Source organism: Gordonia sp. PP30 (assembly GCF_023100845.1).
Classification (GTDB): domain Bacteria; phylum Actinomycetota; class Actinomycetes; order Mycobacteriales; family Mycobacteriaceae; genus Gordonia.
The window spans coordinates 2,072,260-2,093,906 of record NZ_CP095864.1 but is presented as its reverse complement, the minus strand read 5'-3'; the positions used below and the strand labels follow the sequence as shown (position 1 = coordinate 2,093,906).

At 71.5% G+C, this 21,647-nt stretch carries 21 protein-coding genes; 11 read left to right on the top strand and 10 right to left on the bottom strand.

Features of this window, described 5'->3' with window-relative positions:
• The first annotated feature begins 13 nt into the window (after window positions 1-13).
• The 6 genes from MYK68_RS09595 to MYK68_RS09570 are packed head-to-tail and all read left to right on the top strand — an operon-like array spanning window position 14 to window position 3,801.
• Complete coding sequence (locus MYK68_RS09595; protein WP_247867766.1) at window positions 14-1,339, top strand: PepSY-associated TM helix domain-containing protein; 1,326 nt, start codon at window positions 14-16, stop codon at window positions 1,337-1,339.
• Window positions 1,336-1,701 (top strand): hypothetical protein, encoded by a 366-nt coding sequence (locus MYK68_RS09590; protein WP_247867765.1) that lies wholly within the window; start codon window positions 1,336-1,338, stop codon window positions 1,699-1,701. The genes MYK68_RS09595 and MYK68_RS09590 overlap by 4 nt, the downstream gene beginning before the upstream one ends.
• A 51-nt stretch (window positions 1,702-1,752) precedes the next feature.
• Window positions 1,753-1,989, top strand: a complete 237-nt coding sequence (locus tag MYK68_RS09585) for a FitA-like ribbon-helix-helix domain-containing protein (RefSeq protein ID WP_247867764.1) — start codon at window positions 1,753-1,755, stop codon at window positions 1,987-1,989.
• Window positions 1,986-2,405, top strand: a complete 420-nt coding sequence (locus MYK68_RS09580) for a type II toxin-antitoxin system VapC family toxin (RefSeq protein ID WP_247867763.1) — start codon at window positions 1,986-1,988, stop codon at window positions 2,403-2,405. The genes MYK68_RS09585 and MYK68_RS09580 overlap by 4 nt, the downstream gene beginning before the upstream one ends.
• 59 nt (window positions 2,406-2,464) lie before the next feature.
• Entirely contained in the window at window positions 2,465-3,502 is a 1,038-nt protein-coding gene (locus MYK68_RS09575) for an LLM class F420-dependent oxidoreductase (RefSeq protein WP_247867762.1), read from the top strand.
• Between the two features lie 56 nt (window positions 3,503-3,558).
• The gene (locus tag MYK68_RS09570; RefSeq protein ID WP_247867761.1) at window positions 3,559-3,801 is read left to right on the top strand and encodes a hypothetical protein; all 243 of its coding nucleotides are present in this window, start codon (window positions 3,559-3,561) and stop codon (window positions 3,799-3,801) included.
• A 52-nt stretch (window positions 3,802-3,853) separates the two neighbouring features.
• On the opposite strand, the gene MYK68_RS09565 is transcribed toward MYK68_RS09570, so the two are convergent.
• The 3 genes from MYK68_RS09565 to MYK68_RS09555 are packed head-to-tail and all read right to left on the bottom strand — an operon-like array spanning window position 3,854 to window position 5,293.
• On the bottom strand, window positions 3,854-4,129 hold the full coding sequence (locus MYK68_RS09565; protein ID WP_247867760.1) for a hypothetical protein: 276 nt from the start codon (window positions 4,127-4,129) through the stop codon (window positions 3,854-3,856).
• Window positions 4,126-4,980 (bottom strand): adenylate/guanylate cyclase domain-containing protein, encoded by an 855-nt coding sequence (locus tag MYK68_RS09560; RefSeq protein WP_247867759.1) that lies wholly within the window; start codon window positions 4,978-4,980, stop codon window positions 4,126-4,128. Before MYK68_RS09560 ends, MYK68_RS09565 begins: the two co-directional genes overlap by 4 nt.
• 31 nt (window positions 4,981-5,011) lie before the next feature.
• Window positions 5,012-5,293: a hypothetical protein gene (locus MYK68_RS09555; protein WP_247867995.1), complete on the bottom strand. Its 282-nt coding sequence runs from the start codon at window positions 5,291-5,293 to the stop codon at window positions 5,012-5,014.
• A gap of 171 nt (window positions 5,294-5,464) precedes the next feature.
• Here MYK68_RS09555 and MYK68_RS09550 point away from each other — a divergent pair, with 171 nt between their 5' ends.
• On the top strand, window positions 5,465-5,809 hold the full coding sequence (locus MYK68_RS09550) for an RNA polymerase-binding protein RbpA (protein WP_247867758.1): 345 nt from the start codon (window positions 5,465-5,467) through the stop codon (window positions 5,807-5,809).
• Here the strand turns inward: MYK68_RS09550 and MYK68_RS09545 are convergent.
• From MYK68_RS09545 to MYK68_RS09525, 5 genes are all read right to left on the bottom strand, one after another.
• Complete coding sequence (locus MYK68_RS09545) at window positions 5,806-6,807, bottom strand: IS481 family transposase (protein WP_247867757.1); 1,002 nt, start codon at window positions 6,805-6,807, stop codon at window positions 5,806-5,808. The genes MYK68_RS09550 and MYK68_RS09545 overlap by 4 nt on opposite strands.
• A 207-nt stretch (window positions 6,808-7,014) precedes the next feature.
• Window positions 7,015-7,818 carry a polyprenol monophosphomannose synthase gene (locus MYK68_RS09540; RefSeq protein WP_247867756.1) on the bottom strand — a complete coding sequence of 268 codons (804 nt, stop codon included), beginning with the start codon at window positions 7,816-7,818 and terminating at the stop codon, window positions 7,015-7,017.
• The gene (gene lnt / locus MYK68_RS09535; RefSeq protein WP_247867755.1) at window positions 7,815-9,434 is read right to left on the bottom strand and encodes an apolipoprotein N-acyltransferase; all 1,620 of its coding nucleotides are present in this window, start codon (window positions 9,432-9,434) and stop codon (window positions 7,815-7,817) included. Before lnt ends, MYK68_RS09540 begins: the two co-directional genes overlap by 4 nt.
• Complete coding sequence (locus MYK68_RS09530; protein ID WP_247867754.1) at window positions 9,431-11,071, bottom strand: amidohydrolase; 1,641 nt, start codon at window positions 11,069-11,071, stop codon at window positions 9,431-9,433. The genes lnt and MYK68_RS09530 overlap by 4 nt, the downstream gene beginning before the upstream one ends.
• Before the next feature lie 20 nt (window positions 11,072-11,091).
• Window positions 11,092-11,619 (bottom strand): FxsA family protein, encoded by a 528-nt coding sequence (locus MYK68_RS09525; RefSeq protein WP_247867753.1) that lies wholly within the window; start codon window positions 11,617-11,619, stop codon window positions 11,092-11,094.
• 174 nt (window positions 11,620-11,793) lie between these two features.
• Between MYK68_RS09525 and MYK68_RS09520 the strand changes: the two genes are divergently transcribed.
• The gene (locus MYK68_RS09520; RefSeq protein WP_247867752.1) at window positions 11,794-12,975 is read left to right on the top strand and encodes a benzoate/H(+) symporter BenE family transporter; all 1,182 of its coding nucleotides are present in this window, start codon (window positions 11,794-11,796) and stop codon (window positions 12,973-12,975) included.
• Window positions 12,976-13,182: 207 nt separating this feature from the next.
• On the opposite strand, the gene MYK68_RS09515 is transcribed toward MYK68_RS09520, so the two are convergent.
• Window positions 13,183-16,833, bottom strand: coding sequence for a cobaltochelatase subunit CobN (locus MYK68_RS09515; protein WP_247867751.1), 3,651 nt, complete (start codon window positions 16,831-16,833; stop codon window positions 13,183-13,185).
• Window positions 16,834-17,191: 358 nt separating this feature from the next.
• Here MYK68_RS09515 and MYK68_RS09510 point away from each other — a divergent pair, with 358 nt between their 5' ends.
• From MYK68_RS09510 to MYK68_RS09500, 3 genes are read left to right on the top strand one after another with little or no spacing between them, the layout of a single operon-like run.
• Window positions 17,192-18,304 (top strand): ferredoxin-like domain-containing protein, encoded by a 1,113-nt coding sequence (locus MYK68_RS09510; RefSeq protein WP_247867750.1) that lies wholly within the window; start codon window positions 17,192-17,194, stop codon window positions 18,302-18,304.
• A 13-nt stretch (window positions 18,305-18,317) separates the two neighbouring features.
• Window positions 18,318-18,941 (top strand): precorrin-8X methylmutase, encoded by a 624-nt coding sequence (locus MYK68_RS09505; RefSeq protein ID WP_247867749.1) that lies wholly within the window; start codon window positions 18,318-18,320, stop codon window positions 18,939-18,941.
• Between the two features lie 5 nt (window positions 18,942-18,946).
• The gene (locus tag MYK68_RS09500) at window positions 18,947-20,830 is read left to right on the top strand and encodes a precorrin-2 C(20)-methyltransferase (protein WP_247867748.1); all 1,884 of its coding nucleotides are present in this window, start codon (window positions 18,947-18,949) and stop codon (window positions 20,828-20,830) included.
• Window positions 20,831-20,881: 51 nt separating this feature from the next.
• Here the strand turns inward: MYK68_RS09500 and MYK68_RS09495 are convergent, their stop codons facing one another.
• Window positions 20,882-21,562 (bottom strand): cobalt-precorrin-6A reductase, encoded by a 681-nt coding sequence (locus tag MYK68_RS09495; protein ID WP_247867994.1) that lies wholly within the window; start codon window positions 21,560-21,562, stop codon window positions 20,882-20,884.
• Window positions 21,563-21,647 lie beyond the last annotated feature (85 nt).

Here is a 21,647-nt window from a genome sequence, read left to right as displayed (position 1 = left end):
CTAATTTCTCGCCATGACTCTCGATTCGGACGTCGCCGAGGCCGGTGAACAGCCCGCCGGGGACGACGCCCCGGCCGCACGTACACGGCCGGCGTCCGCACCGAAGAGACGAACGCGCAAATCCCCGGCACGTAAGCCGGTGCGGCGGGCGCTCATCCTCGCGCACCGCTGGCTGTCGCTCGTCCTGGGGCTGGTGCTCGTCGTGATCTGCACCTCGGGTGCCCTGCTCGTGTACGAGCCGGAGATCGACCGCGCCACGTATGCCGAGCAGTTCCACGCCACCGACTCGCCGAACCCGGTCACCTTCCAGCAGGCCATCGACGCCGTCCACCGCGCCGACCCCGGCTTCGCCCCCGCGTATGTCAGCGAGAAGGGCGGCGTCTACATCCTGAACTCGTCGGACTCCTCCGGCGGCGCCTACTTCGTCGACGCCGGCACCGGGCGGGTCAACGGCCGGGCGAACCTCCAGCACGGGCCGATGGGCTTCCTCACCAATCTGCACGACTGCGGGCTCACCTGCGAGGGCTACACGGGCTACGCGGCCTGGCTCAACAGGCCGTCACCGGTCGCCGGCACCACCGCGTTCGCGGGAATGACCTGGGGCGCGGTGATCCTGGCGCTGACCGGCGCGCTGCTGGTCTTCCTGGCCGTCTCCGGCGTCGTCGTCTGGTTCCCGGGGCTGACGAAGTGGCGCCACGGCTTTCGCGTCCGCCTCGGCAAGGGCCGGTTCGCCCGCGACTACGACCTGCACAACGTCATCGGCATCGTCGCCGCCGTCCCGCTGTTGATCTGGGGCCTGACCGGGATGAACTTCGAGATCCCGACGCTGTCGCACCTGTGGTACTCGGCGACCGGCGGCGTCGATCCGGGTGACGACCAGTACTCGATGGACGGAGACGGCTCCGGGCCCGCGATCACCCTCGACGACGCGATCGGCGTGGCACAGGCGCGGTACCCGGGGGCCCGGATCACCTGGATCAGCCTGCCGTCCGAGGGATCGGAATACTATTCGGTCGACGTCCTGGACGGCGACACCGACCTCTGGCGCGGCAGCGCGACCTACCACGGAAACCGGAGCATCGGCGTCGACGCGCACGATCCGACGATCGTCAAAGTGTTCTCCGGGCCGCCGAAGACCGTGTCCAACACGATCATCGACCAGTGGGCGCAGCCGACCCTGCACTACGGGCAGTCCGTCAACGGCTGGTGGCGGGCCCTCTGGTTCCTCTTCGGTCTGACCCCGCTCGCGCTGATGATCACCGGGCTCAGCACCTGGCAGTTCCGCACCGCGACCAAACGCCGCCGCAAGCGCGCGGCCGCCCAGCGCCACGCGCAGTGAACCGCACCGCCGGCGCCCTGGTCTGCGGCGTGATCCTCGCCTGCGCGGTGTGGTCGCTGATCCGCGCGCTGCGGCGGGAACCGCCGCGCTGGCCGGACGCGGCGACGGCGCTGATCATCGTGGCCGCGCTGTCGTGGCTGGCCACCGGCTTCTTCGCCTGGGTGCGGCACACCGCCGAGCCGGCGCGCCCGGAGGTCTTCACCGGCTACGCGCTGACCGCGGCGGCCCTGGTCGCCGTCGGGGTCCCGGCCTCGGCGCGCGCCGGCGGACGTCTCGCCGACCTCGCCCGGTTCGCCGTCCTGCTCCTCACCGCCTTCACCTGCTGGCGGGCCGAACAGGTCTGGCTCTTCACCCGCACCTGATCTACTGCTAGCATTGCAGTCATCGACTGCAGAGCGTCACGGGGAGGGATCATGGCCACACTCACCATCCGGGGTTTCGATGACGACCTGCATGCCAAGCTGCGTGTACGAGCCGCACAGCACGGCCGCTCCATGGAAGCGGAAGTGCGCGCCATCCTCGAGGACGACCTGACTCGCTCACCGAAGCGCTCCGGCCTGGGCAGCCGGATCCATGCACGATTCGCCGAACTCGGCGACTTCGAGACCTCCCGAGCCACCGACGCGCCGCGGGCGGCAGACCTCGAATGATCGTCCTCGACACGAACGTCTTGTCGGAGTTGTTCCGCCCGGAACCAGATCGGCACGTCCTCGAATGGCTCGACGATCAAGACGCCGCGGATACCGCGACCACCGCGGTGACCTCGGCCGAGCTGCTCTACGGTGCCGCCCGGCTACCCGCGGGCCGCCGGCGGACGGCCCTCGCCGCCGCGATCACGGCAGTGCTCGACGAAGATCTCGCCGGACGGATCCTTCCGTTCGACTCCGTCGCCGCGGTCCACTACGCCGAGATCGTCACCGAACGCGAACGACTCGGCCTTCCGATCGGCGCCGCGGACGCCCAGATAGCGGCGATCTGCGCGGCGGAAGACGCCACTCTCGCCACCCGGAACATCAAGGATTTTCAGAACATCGGTATCGACCTCATCAATCCCTGGACCGTCTGAACTCGGTCGATATCGGACAGCGGTCCCGGCCGGCCCGGCGGCTTTGTAGATTGAGATCCATGAAACTCGGTCTGCAACTTGGGTACTGGGGTGCGCAGCCCCCGCACAATCACGCCGAACTGGTCGACGCCGCGGAAACGGCCGGCTTCGACGCGATCTTCACCGCCGAAGCCTGGGGCTCGGACGCCTACACGCCGCTCGCGTGGTGGGGCAGCCGGACGCAGCGTCTCCGGCTCGGCACATCGGTGTTGCAGATGTCGGCCCGCACCCCCACCTCGTGCGCGATGGCGGCGCTGACCCTCGACCACCTGTCCGGCGGGCGGCACATCGTCGGTCTCGGCGTCTCCGGCCCGCAGGTCGTGGAGGGCTGGTACGGCCAGTCGTTCGCACGGCCGCTGGCCCGCACCCGCGAGTACATCGACATCATGCGCCAGGTCTGGGCGCGGCAGGCGCCGGTCACGTCCGACGGCGACCACTACCCGCTTCCCTACCGTGGCGAGAAGGCGACCGGCCTGGGCAAGCCGCTCAAGCCGATCGTTCACCCGCTGCGCGCCGACATCCCGGTCTACCTCGGCGCCGAGGGACCCAAGAACATCGCCCTGGCGGCGGAGATCGCCGACGGCTGGCTGCCGCTCTTCTACACCCCGCGGATGGCCGACACCTACAACGAATGGCTCGACGAGGGCTTCGCCCGGGCCGGCGCCCGCCGGACCCGCGAGACCTTCGAGATCTGCGCGACCGCCCAGATCGTCCTCACCGACGACACGGCCGCCGCCTACGCCGGGATCAAACCCTTCCTGGCGCTCTACATGGGCGGCATGGGCAGCGAGGACACCAACTTCCACGCCGAGGTCTACCGGCGCATGGGCTACGCCGAGGTGGTCGACGAGGTGACGGCCCTGTTCCGCGCCGGCCGCAAGGACGAGGCCGCTGCGATCATCCCCGACGAGGTGGTCGACGATTCGGCGATCGTCGGCGACGAAGCGCACGTTCGTGCGCAGATCGCCCGCTGGGAGGCCGCCGGCGTGACCACCATGCTGGTCTCCCCCGGCTCGATCGCGGAGGTGGAACGCCTGGCCGCGCTCGTCGCCGAATGATCCGGGCGGCCGGGGTCGCGACCGGGTGAACCCCCGCCCGTCAAGGTGAACGAAAAGTGAACACGCGGGCAACGCAGCTTGACTTGACCTTGCCGGATGGTTACAAAAGGGAGGACAGTAAACGATCAAAGGAGGAGGACGATATGCGCAATCGCACCAGTCCCGATCTGTCGTCGAGGGTGCGTGGCATCACGCGCCGCCTGAATCAGCGTATGCACATGAGCGCCGCCGACCGGCTGAACATGCAGGTCGCGCACACGCCCGTCGCCGTTCTCGGCAGCGCGGGACGCCGTTCCTGATACGCCCCACATGTAGCGAGAGCCCCGGCCGCCGGCCGGGGCTCTCGTGCATCTAGCGGCGCCGTGACCTGGTCAGATGCCACGCACCGCACGAGCATTCGTAGCAACTCAGCGTCGGTGGGCGGCGTGCACCCGCGGAGAGGGCCAGGATCGCGCCGGTGACGGCGGCCAGCGAAGGATAGGCGATCTTCTCCGGGGTCGGACAGATCGGCGGCTCGTAGTTCACCGGGCGTTCCCGCTTGCGGCGCGGGGCGTGGCGGGCGGCCGTCGCGCGCTCGATCTCGGCGTAGAAGGCCTCGAGCTCGTCGTCGCCGAACCCGCCGTTCACGTCCCGGCGAGCCCGGTGTGATCAGTGTCATATCGCGGGATCACGCGATACACCTTCAGGTCTTTCGGGACACCCTTCGCCTTGAACCGCCGGCGCTTGACCGCGTAGTTCTCGACACCGGCGAGTTCCAGCGTCGGCCCGCTGGCGTACACCTCCCCGGCGCCGGCCGCGGCGCAGACCCGGGCCGCGATGTTGACGTCGACGCCGAGGAAATCGTCGCCGACGGCCCGCGGTGTACCGGTGTGCACCCCGGCGCGCAGCGCGGGCCGGTACGACTCGACCTGGATCGCACTGACCGCGTCGGTGGCCTCGTGGGCCGCCTCGATGGCCTCGGCGCCGTCGGCGAAGACCGCCATCATGCCGTCGCCGAGCGTCTTGACCACCTGACCGCAGTGCGCGACGACCACGCGCTCGCACACGTCGTTCACCTCTTGCATCAGCCGCAGGACCTGATCGTCGCCCGCGTTCAGTGCCCACCGCGAGAAGTCGACCAGATCGGTGAACAGGATCGTCACCTCGGTCGGCTCGGCGGGATCGGGCGCGCGCCGCCCGCTCAGCGCCTGCCAGACGCCCACCGTCGCCAGGCCGAGTTCGCGCACCGCGCTCGGCCGGTCGGCGTTGACGTCCTCCACCGCCCGCGCGAGCCGGTCCAGCGTCGTCGAGTGTCCACGCGCGACCTGCTCGGGCGGCACCAGTTTCCGGGCGAACTGCGCGGCCCGCACCATCGGGGCACTCGCGTCGGTCCGGGCCAGCAGCACCCCGGCCCGCTGCAGCGGCGTGGCGGCCGGCTCGCGGGCGGGGACCACGGCATCGCCGGGAACATTCGCATCGCGGTCCGCGGGTGGGTTCACACGACTCACTGTAGTTCAGGACCCGGCGCGATCACCGGAGACGCTCGGCCTCCCGGGCCAGCCGCACCAGCTCGGCGGACATCTGTGCGACGACGGCCGGCTCCTCGCCTTCGCGCAGCGCCGTGTCCAGGTCTTCGGCGGCGCAGCGCAGCGCGAACATCCGGTCGCCGAGCGCGGTGACCTCGTCGGGCGAGAGGATCAGCGCGTCGCCGGGAATAGCCGTGCCCTCGGTGAGCGTTCTCTGTTCGTAGGCGCGCTGCCGGCACGAGCGCTTGCAGTACTTGCGGCGTCGTCCGGTCGCGGAGTCGACCATCTCCCGTCCGCACCACGCGCACGCGTACGGACGGCGGCGGCCGGATCGCTCGGCGGTTTCGGTCACGGGTGCGACCCTACCGCGCGCCTGCCCGGATCGTTCCGGACGCGTAAGATGGTTCTGTTGACCTGAAGTAAGAAGAAACCCTGACCATGAGAGAAATGGGGCTACATGGCTGATCGAGTACTCCGCGGAAGCCGTTTGGGCGCGGTGAGCTACGAGACCGACCGCGATCACGACCTCGCACCCCGCCGCATCGTCCAGTACCGCACCGACAACGGCGAGATCTTCGACATTCCGTTCGCCGACGATGCCGAGGTGCCCGGCACCTGGCCGTGCAAGAACGGTATGGAGGGCACCATCCTCGAGGGCGCCGAGCCGGAGGAGAAGAAGGTGAAGCCCCCGCGCACGCACTGGGACATGCTGCTCGAGCGCCGCTCCGAGGAGGAGCTGGAGGTCCTGCTCACCGAGCGCCTGGATCTGCTGAAGACGCGCCGCCGCGGCGGCACCGCCTAGCTGTACTTCCCCGTGAGGTTGTGAACGCGGGCTGAGGGGACGAGGCCACCGATCCCGGTGTGGGGTCGGTGGTGATTGTAGTGGTGCAGCCAGTGCTGGTAGGCCGCTGCGCGTTCGGTGTCACTGGTGTACGGGGCGGCGTAGGCCCATTCGGCGGCCAGCGTCCGGTTGAAGCGTTCGACTTTCCCGTTGGTCTGGGGCCGGTACGGCCTGGTCCGCTTGTGCTTGATACTCGGGCCCAGGGCCGCGGCGAACACACGCGAGCGGTAGCAGGATCCGTTATCGGTCATCACCGCGGTCACGGTGACTCCGATCTCGGCGAAGAACGCGTTGGCCCGTTCCCAGAACCCTGCCGCGGTCTCCTTACGTTCGTCATCGAGGATCTCCGAATACGCCACGCGCGAGTGGTCATCGACGGCGTGGTGCAGGTACCGGTAGCCCCGCGATCCTGCTGCGCCGCCGCGGGCAGCCTGGTCACGGTGCCGCCCGGCTCTGAGGTCCTGGGCCGAGCCGCGTCCATGGACCCGCCATCCGCCGCCGTCAGGGATTCGGCCGAGTTTCTTGATGTCGACATGGACCAGCCGGCCGGGACGGTCGACTTCGTACCTCTTGGGCGTGGGCCGGCGCACCGGCAGCCCGGTGGCCTGGTCCAGGTGCGCCAGCGGCGGCATCCGGTATCGAGTCAGGACTCTGCCCACGGTCGAACGCGGAAGCCGCAGGTGGTAGGCGATGCGGTGTGGTCCCCAGCGGCGGGTGAACCGCAGGCCGATGATCCTCCGCTCGGTTCGCCGGTCCAGACGCGCCGGACAGGTCCTGGGACGGGAACTACGGTCGGTCAGCTCCTGGCCGGCGCGGTACCGGTCGGCCCACCGCTTGGCCGTGGCCGGGGAGACCTGGAACCGTTGCGCGGCCCGCCGCAGCGGCCAACCGTCCTCGACGATCAGCACCGCCAGGCGTCGTCTGCCCTCCGGCGTCAAGGGTGCGTTAGCGTGGACCATGAAGACCTCCGTGGCTTGATGTCAGTGTGGTAACCCACATCCTGCCCGGAGGTCTTCACTTCACCTCAGATGTTCACAACGTGTCGGGGAAGTACACCTAGCGCGACAGACGGCATGACGACTGGCGGCTCCGGAATGATTCCGGAGCCGCCAGTCGTGGTCGGGCGAAGGCTCGGTGTCGGCCGGCGGGGATGCGACGGCGGGCCGCTACTTCCGGAAGCGTGCGGTGCGGCCCTGCCAGCCCCAGCGGGCGACGTTGATGAATGACTCGGCGATCACGCCGCCGTCCATCTTCGACTCGCCGATCTCCCGCTCGGTGAAGGTGATCGGCACCTCCCGGACGGTGAATCCGTGTTGCAGGGCGCGCCAGGCGAGGTCGATCTGGAAGCAGTAGCCGGCGGACTCGACGTCGTCGAGCCCGATGGCCCGCAGCACCTCGGCGCGGTACGCACGGTAGCCGGCGGTGATGTCGCGGATCGAACTGCCCAGGGCGAGTCGGGCATAGGTGTTGGCGCCCTTGGACAGGATCTCGCGGCGCTTGGGCCAGTTGACCAGTTCACCACCGGGCACGTACCGCGAGCCGATCACCAGGTCGGCGCCACCGTTGATGCCGTCCAGCAGCCGCGACAGCTGTTCCGGGGCGTGGCTGCCGTCGGCGTCCATTTCGACGATCACCGGGTAGTCGCGGTCCAGACCCCAGGCGAATCCGGCCAGGTAGGCCTTGCCGAGGCCGTCCTTCACGGTCCGGTGCATGACGTGGATGCGACCGGCCGCGTCCTCGGCCGCGGCGCCGGGAGCCTGCGAGCGGGCCGCATCCTCGGCCGCGAGCTTCTCGGCGATCTCACCGGTGCCGTCCGGGCTGGAATCGTCGACCACCAGGACATGGATGTCGGGCAGGGCGCCGAGGAGCCGCCCGACGATGATCGGCAGGTTGTCCTTCTCGTTGAACGTCGGGATCACGACGAGGCCGCCGGCACCCTGTGGGCCGACGATCTGCTCCGTACTCGTCATGCTTGTCCCCTCGTCTTCCTATCCGGCAACGTATAGAACCTAGTCGGTCTGGCCAGCGCGGACAAAAATCCGGCGAGTGTGGCAAGCAGGGCAATCACCTGAGGCCAGACACCGAGACGCACCGCGAGCGTCTCCCCGGTGCGCAGCGGCAGGGCCGCCTGCAGGATCGCCGGGGTGAAGATCTCACTGTTGGTCAGCACCCGCCCGTCCGGGGCGATGAGGGCGCTGACGCCGCTGGTCGCGGCGACGGCGACGGCGCGATCGGTCTCGACCGCCCGGACCTGTGACATCGCGAGTTGCTGGTAGGTCATGTGGGTCTTGCCGAAGGTCGCGTTGTTGGTCGGCACGAACAGCAGTTGCGCGCCCTCGCGCACCGCCCGGCGCGGCGACCGGTCGAAGGCCACCTCCCAGCACGTCGATACCCCGAGGAGCACGCGGCCGTCGTTCGTCTGCACGGGCAGCACCGACCGTCCGGTGCCGGCCCGGAAGTTGCCGGCCATGTCGGCGTACGACGAGAACATCGAGAAGAAGCTCCGCCACGGCAGGTACTCCCCGAACGGCTGGACGATGTGCTTGTCGTATCGGGCCGACGGCGCCGGCGCGCCGAGACCGCCGGGTTCGACGCCCCAGACCAGCACCGAGTTGGTGGGCCGGTCATCGTCGCCGACCAGGAGCGTGCCGAAGACGATCGGCACGCCGGTGGCGCTCACGGCGGCGCGGATCTCCCGGGCGGCGTCGGGGTTGTCCAGTGGCGAGATGTCCGACGCGTTCTCCGGCCACAGCACCACCTGCGGGCGCGGGCGTCGTCCGGCGTCGACATCCTCGGCCAGCTTCAGGGTCTCGCGGAAGTGGTTGTCGAGAACGGCACGTCGTTGTTCGTTGAACTCCAGACCGAGGCGCGGCACGTTGCCCTGGATCGCCGCCACCTCGAGTGTCTTGCCGCCGGTGGGCGACGGCGCCGTGCCCAGCGCGGTCCCGGCGAGCGCGAGCGGCACGAGCGCGCAGGCCACCGCGGCGGGGGCGATACGACGACCGGCCAGGGCGATCACCACGGCCGCGACGCCCGCACCGGTCAGCGCCAGGATGAACGACAACCCGGGCACCCCGAACCAGCGCGCGAAGGGCAGGAAGAAGCCCTCGGTCTGACTGAAAGCGGCGGCGCCCCAAGGGAATCCGCCGAAGGGGAACGACGATCGCAGCCACTCCACGGCGGTCCAGCACAGCGCGAACCAGAGCGGCGCGGCGACCGACAGTTCCGAGCCGGTGCCGGCCGAACCGAAGGTCCAGCGCGGGCCGCGGCGGCGCATGGTGACCGTCGCGATCGCGCCGAACAGCGCGAGATAGCCGGCGCACACCACCGCCAGCGCGATCCACGGCAGCGCGCCGACGTAGACGCCGATCCACGGCAGCAGCGGCAGGAAGAAGCCCAGCCCGAACACGAATCCGGTGAGCGCGCCCAGCTTCGGCCCCGGGCGGCCCAGCGTCAGGCAGGCGTAGAGCAGCCCCAGGCCGACCGGTGCGAGCAGCCAGAGCCCGATCGGCGGGAACGCCAGGTACAGCAGCACTCCGGCCCCGGCGGCGACGAGTTCCCGCAGCCAGAACGACCGGTCCCTCACCGGCCGCTCACCGTCTCGGGCTCGTCCCGCGAGTAGATCACCGTGCCGGCGACCGCGGTCATCACGCACTGCGGAAGGCGAGCGCCGGGCGCGACGTCCGGCAGGGCCGGCACTCGCGACCGCGGATCGGTGGACCACCGCTGCACCCCGGCGTGTGAGGCCGCCACCACCAGCTCGTCGACCTCCCACACCGCGTAGTGGGCGGGCGCGCCGGGGACCAGCGTGCCGGTGACCCCGTCGTTCACGCCGCCCGCGCGCCAGCCGCCGCGGGTGGCCGCCGCGAAGGCGGCGCGCGGCGAGATCGCGCTGGTGGGCTGATGATGGTGTGCCGCCGCGCGCACGGTGGCCCACGGATCGATCGGACAGACCGGCGCATCGCTGGAGAGCGCCAGTGTCACACCGGCTTTCGCGATCGCGGCGAAGTCGTTGAGCCGTGTGCCACGGTCACCCAGCCGCTGCTCGTACAGCTGCCCCGGGCCACCCCAGGCGGCGTCGAACAGCGGTTGCATGCTGGCGACGACGCCGCAGCGCGCGAACAGTTCGGCCTGCTCGGGCGTCACCATCTCGGCGTGCTCCAGACGGTGCGCGCAGCGCGCGAGGGCCGGGGTGCCGAGTTCGTCGGCCAGTTCGGCCATGGCGGTGGCGACCAGCGCCGCGGCCTCGTCACCGATCACGTGGAACCCGGCCTGGATCCCGGCCTCGGTGGTGGCGCGCAGGTGGGCGCGGATCTCCTCGAGCGTGAGGTATTCGACGCCGCGGGTCGCCGGATCGTCGGTGTACGGCTCGCTCAGCAGCGCGGTGTGCGAACCGAGGGCACCGTCGACGAACAGGTCGCCGCCGATGGCGTCGGCACCGGTCTCGGCGACGAGTGCGCGGGCCTCCTCGGCGGTGCCGGTGAGCTGACCCCAGTAGCGGCGGACCAGCACGGGGTGGTCGAGGCCGGCGAGGGACCGGAAGTCGTCGAGGCCGCTGATGTCCGGGCCGCCGTTCTCGTGCACGGCCACCACCCCGTGGGCGGCGGCGTGGTCGAGGGCGCGCACTTGGGCGCGGCGACGTCCCTCGGGACTGATCAGCGCGCGGGCGGCGCGCCGCACCCGGTGGTGGGCGTCGGCGATCAGCGGGGCCTGCGGGTCGTATCCGGGCTCGCCGGCGAGGCCGTCGACCCGCTCCCGCAGGGCCGAGGACGCCGCTGCCGAGTGCTCGTCGATCCGGGCCAGATAGACCGCCCGCGGTCCGGCGACGGCATCCAGGTCGGCGGTCGACGGCGCTTGATCCTCGCCCGGTCCGGCATCGACCCAGGCCGACGCGTCCCAGCCGAAGCCCCAGATCACGTCGTCCCCGCTGACGGCCACGTACGACGCCAGTTCCCGCAGGCACTCCGATCGGCTGCGCACCGCGGACAGGTCGAGCCCGCCCAGCGCGAGACCGGTGTCGGTGAGGTGGACGTGGGAGTCGACGAATCCGGGGCTGACGAACCGTCCCCGCAGGTCCACCACCTCGGCGTCCGGGTGCAGGGCCCGTCCGACGTCGTCGCTGCCGACCCAGACGATGGTGCCGTCGGTGATCGCCATCGCGGTGGCGTCCGGCACCGCGGGCGAGGAATAGACGAGGCCGCCGAGGAGGAGCTGCGTGGTCACCCCGTCAGTCTTCCAGAGCCTCAGAACTCCTTGGCGGGCGGCAGCGCGGGTAGGTCGTGGCGGATGGTGCCGTCGGGATTGCGGACCGTCATGTCGACGATCACGCTGCCCTCGGCGCGGCCGTCGTCCACGACGGTGCCGTCGACGTAGCCGTTGGGGGTCATCCCGGCGATCGTGACGCGCTGCGCGAAGACGGTCGCGCGGCGCGTCGCGGCGGCGGCGACCACCGGCCGCAGACGCCGGCGAATCGGCGGGGCCAGCAGGATGAGACCGAGGAGGGTGCTGACCACGCCCGGGAGGATGGTCAGCAGCGCGGCGCCGGCGAAGAGCGCCGAGTCGGTCAGCGTCCGGCCGGGGCCGGCGCCTTCGGGTGCCGGGGTGCGGGCGGCAGTGATGATCTCCCGGGCGCGGCGCCCGAGCACGGCGAAACCGACGGCTCCGGCGGCGATGGTGATGACGATGGCCCAGGCCCACCCGAGGAAGTGCCCCATCGCCCAGAACGCGGCGATCTCCACCACGAGGTACCCGAGAAACATCCAGCGCTTCATACTCCGACCTTCCCACGCGAGACGCGCGTGTGCGACTGCTTACCTCTACAACGCACGACGGCCCGGATTTGCTCCCGAGACCCGGGCGAGGGCCCGCGACGGCCCGCCGGCACCGGGCGGTAGCGTCGCCACCGCGCCGTCGACGAGGGGCGCGGAACGATGGAGAGCGAACGAATGCGGGCATCGAGTGACCTGATGCGGCCGGTGTCGGCCGGCGTGGTGTCGGCGCTGGTGGCGTTCACGAGTTCGTTCGTCGTCGTCCTCGCCGGACTCACCGCGGTCGGGGCCGACCACGACCAGGCGGCGAGCGGCCTGCTCGCCGTGAGCGTCCTCATGGGCGCGGGGTCCATCGTGCTCGCCGGGTGGACCCGGACGCCGATCACCGTCGCCTGGTCGACGCCGGGGGCCGCGCTGCTGGCGGCCACCGGCGCCGTCCACGGCGGCTGGCCGGCCGCGGTCGGGGCTTTCCTGCTCACGGGCGTGCTCATCGTGCTCACCGGCGTCGTGCCGTGGCTGGGTGAACTGATCGTCCGCATTCCCACCTCGATCGCGCAGGCGATGCTCGCCGGGATCCTCTTTCAGCTCTGCCTCGGGCCGATCACCGGCCTCGCCGAGAACCCCGCCGCGGTCGCGCCGGTGATCGTCGTCTGGCTGCTGGCCCTGCGATTCTTGCCCCGGTGGGCCGCGCCACTGGCGTTTCTCGCCGCGGCCGTCGTGATCGGCGTGCACCTCGCGGTATCGGGAGACGCGGTGACAGCCGCCTCCCTGGTGCCGCGGCTGGAGATCACCGCGCCGCGGTTCACGCTCGCCGCCGCGATCGGGATCGCGCTGCCGCTCTATCTGGTGACAATGGCATCGCAGAACGTGCCCGGCGTCGCGGTGATGAAGGGATTCGGCTACGACGTGCCCTGGCGACGGTCGATGGTGATCACCGGGATCGGCACCGTCGCCGGTGCGCCGGCCGGCGGGCACGCCGTCAATCTCGCCGCGATCAGCGCCGCACTCGCGGCCGGACCGGAGGCGGGCCCCGACCGGTCGAAGCGCTGGATCGCGAGCGTGACCTCGGGCGTCGTCATGATCGCGCTCGGTGTCGGCTCGGCCGCGGTCGGCACGCTCATGGCGCTGGCACCGGCCGGTGTGGTCGCCGCCGTCGCCGGACTCGCCCTGATCGGCACGCTCGCCGCCTCGCTGCGTGCCGCACTCGCCGAGGCCGGTGAGCAGACCCCGGCGGTCGTCACCTTCGCGACCGCCGCCTCCGGTGTCACGATGCTGGGCGTCAGCGCCGCCTTCTGGGCGCTCCTCGCCGGTCTCGCCGTCCGCGCGGTCCTGCGCTCCTGCCGGCGCGACCCTCCATGACGATCGAGCCTCCATGACGATCGAGCCTCCATGACGATCGAGCCTCCATGACGATCGAGCCTCCATGACGATCGAGCCTCCATGACGATCGAGCGGAGTCGAGATCACCCCCTGACAGGCGGGTGGTCTCGACTCCGCTCGATCGTCATGACGGCGATCCGACCGGCACGACCGATGACTCGACCGACTGCCCGTCCCGCGCGACGGCTACTCCTCGCGCCGGCCCTCGATCTCACCCTCGGCGTCGAGGTAGACGCGGCGGAGCTGGTCCAGGAGCTCGGCGGGCGGGGCGTGCCACATCTCGCGCTCGGCCGCCTCCAGCAGGCGTTCGGCGATACCGTGCAGGGCCCACGGGTTGGACTGCTCCAGGAACTCCCGGTTGGTCTCGTCGAGCACGTACTGCTCGGTGAGCTTCTCGTACATCCAGTCGGCGACGACGTCGGTGGTGGCGTCGTACCCGAAGAGATAGTCGACGGTGGCGGCCATCTCGAAGGCACCCTTGTACCCGTGCTTGCGCATCGCGGAGAGCCAGCGCGGGTTCACGACGCGCGCCCGGAACACGCGCGCGGTCTCCTCGGACAGCGTGCGGGTGCGGACGGTGTCCGGCCGGGTCGAGTCGCCGATGTACGCCTCCGGTGACTCCCCGGTCAGCGATCGGACGGTGGCGACCATGCCGCCGTGGAACTGGAAGTAGTCGTCGGAGTCGGCGATGTCGTGCTCGCGGGTGTCGGTGTTCTTCGCGGCGACCGCGATCCGGCGATAGGCCGCGCGCATGTCGTCGACGGCCGGCACGCCGTCCAGGTCGCGCCCGTAGGCGTAGCCGCCCCACTCGGTGTACACCGCGGCGAGGTCGTCGTCGGTCCGCCACTGCTTCGAGTCGATGAGCTGCAACAGGCCCGCGCCGTAGGTGCCGGGTCGCGAACCGAAGACGCGGGTGGTGGCACGACGCGCATCACCGTGCTCGGCCAGCGCCGCCCGGGCGTGCGCGGCGACGTAGTTCTGCGCGTCCGGCTCGTCGGCGTCGGCCGCGAGCGCCACGGCATCGTCGAGCATGGTGACGACGTGCGCGAAGGCGTCCCGGAAGAACCCGGAGATGCGGATCGTGACGTCGATCCGCGGACGGCCCAGTTCTGCCAGCGGAATCAGTTCCAGGCCGGTGACGCGGCGCGAGGCCTCGTCCCAGACCGGCGTGACGCCGAGCAGCGCGAGCACCTCGCCGATGTCATCGCCGCTGGTCCGCATGGCGCTGGTCCCCCACACCGACAGACCGACCGACTTCGGGTACTCACCGTGATCGGCGACGTACCGCTCCACCAGCGAGTCCGCCAGGGCGCGGCCGGTCTCGGCGGCGAGCTGCGACGGCACCGCCTTCGGGTCCACCGAGTAGAAGTTGCGGCCGGTGGGCAGCACGTTGATGAGACCGCGCAGCGGCGACCCGCTCGGCCCGGCCGGGATGAAGCCGCCGTTCAGGGCGCGGCGCACCCGGTCGATCTCGCACGACGTCGCGCGCAGCCGCGGCACCACCTCCTCGCCGGCGAACCGAAGGATGTCCCCGACCGCGTCCGGATGCCCTTGCGCAGCGACGGAAATCGCCTCCGGCGCCCAGTCCCCTGCCGCGCACGTCGTCACCAGCTCGCGCGCGATCCCCTCGATCCGGTCCACCTCGCGGCGCTCGCCGGCCTCCTCGTCGAGCCCCAGCGCCTCACGCAGACCGGGCAGCGTACGGCTACCTCCCCACAGCTGCCGGGCACGCAGCATCGCGAGCACCAGGTCGATCTCCATCTCGGCGTCCGGCGCCTGGCCGAGCACGTGCAGGCCGTCGCGGATCGCGGCGTCCTTGATCTCGCAGAGCCAGCCGTCGACGTGCAGCAGCATGTCGTCGAAGACGTCCTCCTCGGGGCGCTCGGTGAGGCCGAGATCGTGATCCATCTTCGCGGCGGTGAGCAGCGTCCAGATCTGCTGGCGGATCGCCGGGAGCTTGGCCGGGTCGAGCGCGGTGATGTTGGCGTGCTCGTCGAGCAGCTGTTCCAGGCGGTTGATGTCGCCGTAGGTCTCGGCCCGGGCCATCGGCGGGATCAGGTGGTCGACCAGGACGGCGTGCGCGCGGCGCTTGGCCTGGGTGCCCTCACCCGGGTCGTTCACCAGGAACGGGTAGATCAGCGGCAGGTCGCCGAGCGCGGCGTCGGTGCCGCAGTCGGCGGACATCGCCAGATTCTTGCCGGGCAGCCATTCCAGGTTGCCGTGCTTGCCGATGTGCACGATCGCGTCGGCGCCGAAGCCCCACCCGTCGGTCTCGGCTCGTGAAGCCAGCCAGCGGTAGCTGGCCAGGTAGTGGTGGCTCGGCGGCAGATCGGGGTCGTGATAGATCGCGACGGGATTCTCGCCGAAACCGCGCGGCGGCTGCACCAGCAGGACGACGTTGCCGAAAACCATTGCGGCGATGACGATCTCGCCGTCCTTGTCGTGTGTGCGATCGACGAACAACTCCCCGGGCGGCGGGCCCCAATGCTCCACGACGTCGCCGCGCAGGCCCTCGGGCAGCCGCTGGAACCAGGCCGTGTAGTCGGCGGCACTCACCCGGATCGGGTTCGCCGCCAGGGCGTCCTCGGTGAGCCAGTCGGCGTCCTGGCCGCCCTGGTCGATGAGGGCGTGCATGAGCGCATCGGGGTCGTCGTCGGCCGGGGTGCCGCCCAGGCCGGGGATCGCGCCGTCGCCGAGGACGTACCCGGCCGCGCCGAGCGACCGGAGCAGGTGGATCAGTGAGCGCGGGGTGTCCAGACCGACCGCGTTGCCGATCCGGGCGTGCTTGGTCGGGTACGCCGACAGCAGCAGGGCGACCCGCTTGTCCGCCGCCGCGAGGTGCCGCAGCCGGGCGTGCGCCACCGCGATCCCGGCCACGCGGGCGCAGCGCTCGGCGTCGGGCGCGTAGTACGGGAGCCCGTTGTCGTCGAATTCCTTGAACGAGAACGGCACGGTGATGATGCGGCCGTCGAATTCCGGGACCGCCACCTGGCTGGCGACGTCGAGCGGCGACATGCCGTCGTCGCTGGCCGCCCAATCCTCCCGCGATGAGGTGAGGCACAGGCCCTGCAGGATCGGAATGTCAAGGGCGGCAAGACGTTCCACGTTCCATGCCTCGTCATCGCCGCCCGCGCCGGCGGTCGCCGGGGTGGTGCCGCCGGCCGCGAGCACGGTGACGACGAGCGCATCGAATGAGCCGAGACGCTCGATCAGGTCGTCCGGCGCGGCCCGCAGCGAGGCGCAGAAGATCCCCTCGGCACGCGCCCCCGCGTGCTCCAGCGCGCCGCAGAGCGCATCGATGTACTCGGTGTTGCCCGCGAGATGCTGGGCACGGTAGTAGAGCACGCCGATGCGCGGCGTCCCTTCGACAAGCTCAGGGAGCGGAACGGACGGCTCAGAGAGCGGAACGGCGGCGCGGTCCAGCGCGCCCCAGTTCGGCGTCTCGACCGGCGGCTCGAATCCCAGACCGGTGAGCAGCACCGTGTCGGACAAGAAACCCGCCACCTGTTTCAGGTTCTCCCGGCCACCGGCGACGAAGTAGCTGTGCGCCTGCGCGGCGACACCGGCCGGGACCGTGGAGAGCGACATCAGATCGGGGTCCGGGTTCAGCTCGCCGGACAGCACGACCACCGGTGCCGAGCCGGCCAGCACCGCGTCGAGTCCTTCCTCCCAGGCGCGACGGCCGCCGAGGAGGCGGACCACCACGAGATCGGCGCCCTCGATCAGGCCGGGGACCTCATCGAGCAGCAGCCGCGACGGGTTGGCCACCCGATAGTCGGCGCCGCTGGTGGCGGCGGTGCGCAGGTCGGTGTCCGAGGTGGACAGCAGCGTGATCACGGGCGTGGGCCTACTCCCTGCCGGGTGGCGCGCCCGGCGTCGACGGTTCGACGGCCGCCCGGGACGGGCGGGCCGCTGACCGGCGCGGGTCTGACTCGGCCCGGCGTCGGCGCCGGGCCACACAGTGGCGCGACCGCGCCGGACTCGCACCGGCTTCCGCGTCGATCGCTTGCCCGGTCAGCTTATCCACCGGACGTGATTGCCCGCCGATCGTGTCCCAACTGTGGAGTAGGAATCGCGTCGGAGCCTCGTGACCTGGGAGAACACCCACCGTGCGGACCCGACTCCACCGAATACGCCACGGTACGGTCAACCGTGCGCGTCGCCGGGGCGCTCCCATGCGTTCTACGCTGGTGAAGTGAGCAGACCCGCCGACCGTTGCCCCGGGGTCTTCGCGACGCACGCGGCGGCCGACGGCCACATCGCCCGGCTCCGGCTCTCCGGCGGCCGCATTCTGCCGGATCGACTCGAAGCCCTGGCCACGGCGGCCGAGCGGTTCGGCGACGGACACCTCGAACTCACCGGCCGTGCGAACGTGCAGGTCCGCGGTATCGCCGAGGCGGATGTCCCGGCCTTCGCCGAGGCGATGGTCGCCGCCGGTCTGGCCGGCAGCGCCGCCCACGACAGGGTGCGCAACATCGTCGTCTCCCCGTTCACCGGCCGTCTCGGCGGGACCGGCGAACTCTGGGCCGTGGCCGACCGCCTGTCCGCGGCGCTCGCCGACGCGGACGAGACCACCGCACTCTCCGGACGCTTCTGGTTCGGCCTCGACGACGGCCGCGGCGACGTCCTGCGCCGCACCCCGGACGTCGTCGGCGTCTGGGACGGCGCCGACGGCGCCGAGTTGGTGGTCGCCGGGCGACGAACCGGCCGCGTCGTACCGCTGGCGGGCGCCGCCGAGGCGATGCTCGACGTCGCCCGGCAGTTCCTGGCCTGCCGCGACGACGAGTGGCGGATCGCCGACCTGCCGGAACAGGCGCGGGAATCGCTGCACCGCGATCTCGCCGCCTGGGGCGCCTCGGGCGCGGCCCCGGTGTCCGGCGACTCGGTACCCGGGCCGCGCGTCGGCTGGTTCGGCCAGGACGACGGCCGGGTACTGCTCGGAACGGTGACCCCGTTCGGCCGGCTGTCGGCGCGCCAGGCCCAGTTCGCCGCGGCCATCGGTTCCACGCTCATCGTCACGCCCGACCGCGAACTGCTGATCACCGACCTCACCGAGGGAGTGGCCGAGACCGTCGTCCGGGTCCTGGCACCGATGGGTTTCGTGTTCGACGCGGCCTCACCGTGGACCCGGGCCAGTGCCTGCACCGGTTCGCCCGGCTGCGCCCGCAGCGGCGCCGACGTCCGGCGGCTCCTCGCCGACCGGATCGAGGCCGGCGCCGGGTTCGATGAGCCGGAGCACTGGGTCGGCTGCCCGCGGCGGTGCGGCAGTCCCCCGGGCGCGACGGTCCGCGTGCTCGGCGGGCAGTAGGCTGAGTCCCGCCATGAGCGACTATCTGCGAGACGGGGCGGCCATCTACCGCCAGTCCTTTGCCACCATCCGGGCCGAGTCCGACCTATCGCGGTTTCCCGCCGACCTGGAACCGGTGGTCGTGCGGATGATCCACGCCAGCGGCCAGACCGATCTCACCGATGACGTGGTCGCCTCACCGGGCGTCGTCGCCGCGGCGCGGGCCGCGCTCGCCGCGGGCGGACCGATCCTGTGCGACGCGAACATGGTGGCCTCCGGCATCACCCGGAAACGACTGCCCGCCGACAACCCGGTGCGCTGCCATCTGGGCGAGCCCGGCCTGGCCGATCTCGCCGCACGCATGGGCACGACGAGAACCGCTGCGGCGCTGGAGTTCTGGCGCGACGACCTGGCGCGCTCGGTGGTCGCGATCGGCAACGCCCCCACCGCTCTCTTCGCACTGCTCGACCTGATCGACGACGGCTGGCCGCGTCCCGCCGCGATCATCGGCGCCCCGGTCGGCTTCGTCGGCGCCGCCGAGTCGTGCGCGGCGCTGGCCGCCCGCACCGACCTGGAATTCCTCACCGTGACCGGGCGCCGCGGCGGCTCGGCGATCACCGCGGCCGCGATCAACGCGCTCGCCAGCCCGGCGGAGTGACGCCGGTGAGCACGCCCGGACGGCTGTACGGCGTCGGACTCGGCCCGGGCGACCCCGAGCTCGTCACCGTCAAGGCCGCGCGCCTCATCTCCGCGGCTCCGGTGGTCGCCTATCACTGTGCGCGCCACGGTAATTCGATCGCACGGTCGGTCGCGGACCCGTATCTGCGCGATGGGCAGATCGAAGAGCGGCTGATGTATCCGCTCACCGTGGAGACCACCGACCACCCCGGCGGCTACGCCGGCGCGATGGCCGACTTCTATACCGAGAGCGCCGAACTGCTCGCCGGGCATCTCGCCGCCGGGCGCGACGTGGTGCTGCTCGCCGAGGGCGACCCGCTGTTCTTCTCGTCGTACATGCACATGCACAAGCGGCTGGCCGACCGGTTCGACGCCGAGATCGTGCCCGGGGTGACGTCCGTCAGCGGCGCGTCGGCCGCCCTGGGGATTCCGCTGGTCGAGGGCGAAGAGACGCTGACCGTGCTCCCCGGCACCGCCGAGCACGACGAGCTGGTGACCCACATCCGCTCGGGCGAGGCGCTGGCGGTGATGAAGCTGGGGCGCACCTTCGGCAAGGTCCGCGACGCCCTCGCCCAGGCCGGGCGGCTCGACGAGGCCTGGTACGTCGAGCGCGCCTCCACCGCGCGCCAGCGCGTCGAGCGGGTGATCGACGTCGACCCGGAGTCGGTGCCGTACTTCTCGCTCGTCGTGGTCCCGGGCCGCCGGAACAATCCGCTGGCCGGTTCGGTCCTTTCGACACGCTCCTCGGCTAACGCCTCGGACCGGCTCAAGGAGCTTGGACAGCCCCCCACCCCGCCGGACCAGCCGCTAGACCAACCCGCCCCGCCGGACGAGCCGCTAGACCAGCCCGCCCCGCCGGACGAGCTGCGTGGACAGCCCGTTGAACCCGGCGAGCCGCTACAACAGCCCGCACCGCCGAAGCAGCTCCGACAACAGCCCTCACCGCCGGACCAGCTGCGTGAACAGCCCGCCCCTCCGGACCAGCCACGACAACAGCCCGCCCCGCTACAACGGCCCGCACCGCCGGACGAGTTGCCTGGACAGCCCGTTGAGCCGGACGAGCCGCTAGGCGAAGTCCGTGTCGAAACGACCCTCACGACCGGGGAACCGTCTCGCACGACCGGCCAGGTGACCGTCGTCGGTCTCGGTCCCGGCCCGTCCGACCAGACGACGCCCCAGGTCACCGCCGCACTCGCCGAGGCCACCGACCTGGTCGGCTACACGACCTACCTGAAACGCCTCACCCCGCACCCCGGGCAGCGGGTGCACGCCACCGACAACCGGGTCGAGGTCGAGCGCGCCGCGTTCGCGCTGGACCTCGCCGCGCGCGGCGCGCGGGTCGCCGTCGTCTCCTCGGGCGACCCCGGGGTCTTCGCGATGGCCACCGCCGTCGCCGAGGTCGCCGCGGAACCGGCCTGGCGGCATGTGCCCGTCCGGGTGCTGCCCGGAGTGAGCGCCGCCCAGGCCGTCGCCGCCGCGGTGGGCGCTCCCCTCGGGCACGACTTCGCCGTCTTCTCCCTCTCCGACCTGCTCAAACCCTGGTCGGTGATCGAGCAGCGGATCCGCGCGGCGATCGCCGCCGACCTCGTCTTCGCGGTCTACAACCCGGCGTCGAGCAAACGCACCGAGCAGATCCTCGCCTTCCAGGCCTTGCTCGACGCCCTCGTCCCGCCCGGCCGGGTGCTGATCCAGGGCCGCGACGTCGGCGGCCCCGGCGAGCGCCTGCGCCTGCTGACCGTCGCCGAGTTCGACCCGTCGACCGTGGACATGCGGACCCTGCTAATCGTGGGCTCGTCGCAGACCCGGATCGTCCGGCGCCCCGGCGGTGACCTGGCCTATACGCCGCGGAGCTATCCGGACCACGCCTGATCGCTCCCAGCTCTGCGTGTCGCCGAGGTGTGTCACGCGGGCCGCGGGCGCTCAGTCGGCAGTGACCAGCCAGTCCAGCACCGCGGCGACGGAATCGCGGCGCTCGAGCCCCACCGGTTCGGCCGGCCGGTCGACCATCACGACCTCGAGGCCGGCCTCGGCGGCGGCGGTCAGCTTGGCCCGGGTGAGTTCTCCCCCGCTGTTCTTGGTGACCAGGAGCGTGATCGCGTGGCCGGCGAGTAGGGCGCGCTCGTCGTCCAGGCCATAGGGGCCGCGCGCGGCCAGGATCTCATGGTGCGGGGGCAGCGGGCCGGACGGCGGGTCGACGACGCGGATCAGGAACCACGCGCCGTCGACCGCCGCGAACGCGTGAGCGTCCTGTCTGCCGGTCGTCAGGAACACGCGGCCGCCGCGGTCGGCGACGACACGGGCCGCCGCGGCGATGTCGGGGACGCGGGTCCAGCGGTCACCGGGGCCGGGCGTCCACTCCGGGCGGGCCAGCCGGAGTAGCGGCGTGCCGGTGCGCTCACCGGCTGCGACGGCGTTGGCGGTGATCCGCGCCGCGAAAGGGTGGGTGGCGTCGACGACGGCGCGGATGTGGTTGGCGCGCAACCAGTTCGCGAGACCGTCGACGCCGCCGAAGCCGCCGATCCGGACCTCGCCGAGCGGGAGTCGTGGGTTCTGGACTCGTCCGGCCAGCGAGCTGATCACCGGGATGTCTTGTGCCACCAGAGACTTCGCCAGGGCGCGCGCTTCGGCTGTGCCACCGAGAATGAGCACTCGTCTGGGGGTCGTTTCGACACGGTTCGTCACTTCG